At 49.0% G+C, this 3,767-nt stretch carries 2 protein-coding genes and 1 pseudogene; all 3 read left to right on the plus strand.

Going from position 1 to position 3,767, the window contains the following annotated elements:
• Positions 1-328 precede the first annotated feature (328 nt).
• The 3 genes and pseudogenes from IM496_RS18100 (at position 329) to IM496_RS18110 (ending at position 3,558) form a co-directional block, all read left to right on the plus strand.
• Positions 329-1,330, plus strand: coding sequence for a hypothetical protein (locus tag IM496_RS18100; RefSeq protein ID WP_287662810.1), 1,002 nt, complete (start codon positions 329-331; stop codon positions 1,328-1,330).
• An 89-nt stretch (positions 1,331-1,419) separates the two neighbouring features.
• Positions 1,420-1,662: pseudogene (locus IM496_RS18105) on the plus strand (LysR family transcriptional regulator); the annotation flags it as partial.
• Between the two features lie 423 nt (positions 1,663-2,085).
• Entirely contained in the window at positions 2,086-3,558 is a 1,473-nt protein-coding gene (locus IM496_RS18110; protein WP_287662812.1) for a phosphatidylserine decarboxylase, read from the plus strand.
• Positions 3,559-3,767 lie beyond the last annotated feature (209 nt).

The following is a 3,767-nucleotide window of genomic DNA, read 5'->3' on the forward strand; positions in this document are numbered from 1 at the left end:
TAAGACTTTTAGACCTTTTGTCAATCAAAAAGTACTGGATCTGGGAGTGATCGGGGGGAAATTTAGGCACTTTTTCCCTGAAAATTAGGTAATTGGCCACCTCAAAACTGGTAAAACCCCACACCCCACACCCCACACCCTGCCCCCAGGAAAAACTTTTTCAGCAAACCCTATATATAATTTTGCCTTAGCAGTTACAAAAATTCACAAAAATTTACAAAAATTTCTTGAAAAATTTGGCAATCAAGAAATAGGATTAGTGCCAACCTATAATACCAGAATTTTGTTAATTCTGTTGCTTATGATACTATCATCTTCTCGAACCGTTGTGTCAGCCCTTCTTGGAGCAGGAGTCGCTATTGGCTTCGGTGCGCCAGTTCTTGCACAAACCACCACCTCTTACAGCATTACCCACGGTTTTAGCTTTAGTGTCGGGGGAAACACGACTCCTCTCGTCCGGGGATTCGACGGGGGAAGTGCTTTTGCTTTCTCTCCTTACGTCTCGCCACCGGCAGCATTCTCCAGCTATGTGAATCTCTCCTATCCCCTCGGCCCTCCTTTGACCCGTTTCGACTCCGTGAGTGTTTCCAGAGGGTTGGCATCGGCTACCGCTAGTTCCTATACGCAGATCAATAGTCTTGGAGTCGGAACAGTATCGGGATTCATTAATGCTTCTGGGACAGCGAGCGCTTTGGAACGCGGGGAAACGGCTTGTGCTAATAGTTACACCGGAGTGACAGCCCGACAAAGAATCCGATTACCTTTCGGAGGCGTGATCTGGGGTCCCCGATTCGCCTTGGATTTTGTCAGTGGAGGAGGGTGTGCGGTAGGCAAAGACCCGATTAAATTTACCGTCACCGATCCCGATACGGGGGCGATTCTGAACTCAGGACAGTTTTTAGATATTACCAGTACGGGTGATGGTAGTGTCAACTGGGATGAAGATTCCCTCGATTTTGCTATTAGCGACGGAACCTTCAGCATCGACCTTAATAGTCCTTTTATTCCTGATAACCAACGAGGCACTTTGTTGCTCAAAGTTCAGGGAGGCATCATCACCGATTCCCAGGATTCGGGAATATTCGATGGTTATTTGCCTCAAATTGGAAGTTCCGGTACTTTCTCGGTCTCTGGCTCCAATTTCAAGCCCGATCTTACCTTTGACTACGATCTAGGAGATTTCGGTAAGGAGGTCGATCTGGAACTCACCGCCGACGGTGGGGCGATTCCGGTTCCCGAATCCTCGACGATGAACCCGTTAAGTTTGGGGGTTTTAGGACTGATTTTCTTGGGAGGGAAACGATTCTGGAGAAGTTCTTCTAAAAAGTAGTAGTTTGTCATCAGTAATCAGTAAGGTGCGTTCCCCCTCGTCGATTAGTTGCGTAGTCGGAGTTGCAGTGGGGAACGCACCCTACGAAATCTTTGCTGTTAAATACGGGGGAAATGGTGAAAGCAATCATCGAGAATAGTTTGGCAGCGGCCGGCATTTCCGAATTAATGGTTCAAAAGGAATTAGAATTAGGCACATTGCGATCGATTCGAGTCATCGATACTTCCGGTTTATCCCCTCGCTATCTCGAATTTACGCGCCCTTTTTCAAAAATAAAACACCGTCAGCGCTTTCAACCCCGCATCTGTCAAGTTTTCGAGCAGATGTTGTAATCTGATAGCAATCACCAAAAATTAACCAGAGAGAAAATAAAGCTATGTAGGGAAAATTATTTTTGGTAAAAAAAACAGATTATAAGTAAGTAGTTATAATTAAATTGAAGATATATTTTGCCTCTGATCCCCCCGCCTATCGGCACCCCCCTTATCAAGGGTGATCCCCCCGCCTATCGGCACCCCCCTTATCAAGGGTGATCCCCCCGCCTATCGGCACCCCCCTTATCAAGGGTGATCCCCCCGCCTATCGGCACCCCCCTTATCAAGGGGGGCAGGGGGGATCGAACCTAAAATCCATTTTTAATTTAATTATAACCAGCTACTTAATAACGTTTCCACAGATAGGAAAAAACAACTAAGTTTCTCCTGTCTGTGGAGATTTTAGATAGATAGTTTGATGTTCAACAAGAGGAAAATGGCATGAACACAAATCACAACAAGAGTTATGGCCGGTTGAAATGGAAAGCGGTGTCGGCGCGGGAGGCCCAGCACCTGAACGAGCAGGGAGTTTCATCGTCAATCCCCCAGGGGCCGAAATTCCTTAAAGAGCTACCCCCCGATAGCGCGGTGTACGAGCCGAAGCAGCCGATCACAAAGAAACTTAAAAAGCTCATCGACGATTACGCCTATGGGGGGGCCTTCCAGAGCGCGATCTTGAAGGTAAGACAACAGCGCATCCCCGAACTCGATCGGATACACAACCTCTACCAATTTTACTATTACATCGATGCCCTGGTAACTTGGATCCCCGGGTTGCGGGTCTGGGAATGGCAGGGCGACATTTACCACGAACGCACAGATTATCTGCACCTGACGCAGTTCTATTACTACTTCAACCAGCCCGAACTCGTCTCCCTGCAAAGCCCGATCGCTCCCTTTACCGGCGAGGCTCTCACACCGCTATCCCTCTGGCTTCGGGAATTTGCGGTCGAATGGGGCGAATTTCTCGACACACCCGAATCGGCCAACCATCTCGTAACCTATAAGTTCGGGCCGGAATATACCTACCAGGACTACAATGGGGGCGAAAACGGGATCGAGAACTACAAGACATTCAACGAGTGGTTTTCCAGAACTTTCAAGGATATCGATCGACAGCGCCCAGTCGCCCAGCCAGACGATCCTCGGATTATTGTCTTCCCAGCCGAGTCCACTTTCGTCGGCCAATGGACTATCACCACTCCGGCGGGCGAGCCGATGCCCGCACAGTCCTCAATCGTGGTCAAGCACGTCGAATGGCCTATCCCAGAACTGTTAAAGGGTTCCGAGTATGCCCAGGATTTCGAGGGCGGCATTCTCGTCCACAGCTTTCTCAATGTCTTCGACTATCACCGGCAGCACGCCCCGGCAGCGGGCAGGATAATTGAGGCTAAATTTATCCCTGGACAGGTTTACCTGGATGTCCAACTTGACCTACTCGATGCTGAGGGACGTGCCGATGAAAACTCATCCTTGGCCAACGTGGCCATGCCGCACCGTTATCTGGATGCACAGGATGCCACAGACTATCAGTTTGTGCAGTGCCGTGGACTTTTTGTCCTGGAAACCGCTATCGGCAAGATCGCCGTGCTGCCCATTGGAATGGCACAAGTATCGTCCGTTGTCTTCGTCAAACCAGGGACGCAGGAACTTATCCGTCTTACCCAACAGGAAAAGAAGGGGCGATCTTATGATGAGCAGGTGGCACTGATCAACGAGAAGGTGCGCCAGGAGGTGGTGGGAAAAACGGTGTCGAAGGGCGAGATGATCTCGACTTTCCTCTTCGGCGGCTCCGACATCGTGATGGTATTCGAGCGTCAGTCCAACGTCAACATCACGGCTACGGTAAATGTTCACTATCCGGTGCGGAGTCAGTACGCCTATTCAAATATCGCCAAACTGCTGTCGTTTTGATCGTGCTTCGCTGTTCTATACTGGCGGAACCTGTCATCTCTAGGGTTCCTTCCAGCCGACATTTTAGGTAGGGTTTGCTGAATAAATCTAAAAACCTTGTTGGGTAAACCTTTTAGACTTTTTTTCCCTCAAAAAGTGCCAACCATTGGAGTGATCGGGGGTAAAATCCCTGAACTTTTTCCCTGAAAATTAGGTAATTGACCAGATGA

This window comes from Microcystis sp. M049S2 (genome assembly GCF_020245625.1).
Lineage (GTDB): Bacteria > Cyanobacteriota > Cyanobacteriia > Cyanobacteriales > Microcystaceae > Microcystis > Microcystis ichthyoblabe_A.